This is a genomic window from Alphaproteobacteria bacterium LSUCC0719 (assembly GCA_040839025.1).
Classification (GTDB): Bacteria; Pseudomonadota; Alphaproteobacteria; order Puniceispirillales; family Puniceispirillaceae; genus UBA8309.
This window is the reverse complement of record JBFPJN010000021.1, coordinates 1-1,145: the sequence shown is the minus strand read 5'-3', so window position 1 is coordinate 1,145 and position 1,145 is coordinate 1. Positions and strand designations below refer to the sequence as shown.

At 48.8% G+C, this 1,145-nt stretch carries 1 protein-coding gene; it reads left to right on the top strand.

All coding sequences use genetic code 11. The features are described from left to right. The first annotated feature begins 29 nt into the window (after window positions 1–29). Complete coding sequence (locus AB3X55_13390; GenBank protein MEX0504578.1) at window positions 30–1,142, top strand: DUF6538 domain-containing protein; 1,113 nt, start codon at window positions 30–32, stop codon at window positions 1,140–1,142. The last annotated feature ends 3 nt before the right edge of the window (window positions 1,143–1,145 follow it).

The following is a 1,145-nucleotide window of genomic DNA, read 5'->3' as shown; positions in this document are numbered from 1 at the left end:
TGAGAAAGAAATATGCGAACCAACACGTGATGAATCGTGATGGTGTTTACTACTATGTTCGGCATATTCCCCAAGACCTCGCCCAACATTATTGTGTCAACAGGCTGTGTTTCAGCTTGCGAACCAAATCACTTCAATCTGCGAACCGTGCAGCAAAGTCAGTAAGCCAAAGGCTTGAAGACTATTGGCTAGGACTGCGGCTGCAGCGGATGGAAATTCCAGCCATGCATGTATTGAAGCAGGACAATGGGGTTCCTGATGACAGCCCCATGCTTTCAGACGCATGTGACCTTTATCTGCGTTTGAAAGGTTCAGGTAAGGACAAGGTGTTTTGGCGTACTGCAAACCGAAACATTGAATATGTAATCAAGGTGCTTGGTGACCGCCCAATTGCTTCCTACACATCAGCAGAAGCTGCCAAGTTCCGTGACTGGTTAATGGAACAAGGAATGGGGATGAAGACGGTCAAGCGTGTCTTTGCGACCGTCAGGGCCATTGTGAACCTATCTATATCTGAAGAGGGTTTGAATTGTACCAATGCCTTTTCAAAGACCTATTTCCCAGAGAATGGTGTGGAAGCGAAACGCCAGCCAATACCCATCCAGAGCATCAGAAGTATCCAACGGCTTTGCAGGTCATTGGATGACGACATGAGATGGTTGGTGGCACTCATTAGTGACACTGGCATGAGGCTTGGAGAAGCGGCTGGGCTTCGCTTAACAGACATCAGATTGGATGCACCAATCCCGCATATCGACTTGCAACCACACCCGTGGCGGTCTTTGAAGACAAGAGGAAGCCAAAGACTAATCCCACTCGTAGGCAGTTCGCTATGGGCAGCTGAACGCCTCATGGACTCCAGTGGCGACGATATTATGGCGTTTCCACGTTACTGTAATGACAGAGGCTGCAACGCCAATTCAGCTAGCAATGGCCTCAATAAATGGCTGCACCAACACGCACCTGATAGCTGTGTGATTCACAGTTTTCGACATAGTCTACGTGACAGACTACGAGCAGTAGAATGCCCCAGTGATATCGTGGACGCTATTGGCGGCTGGACTACAGCTGGCATTGGCCAGTCTTATGGAAATGGGTATCCATTGGACGTTCTGGATAAGTGGATGCAACGTATTTCGTAAGGC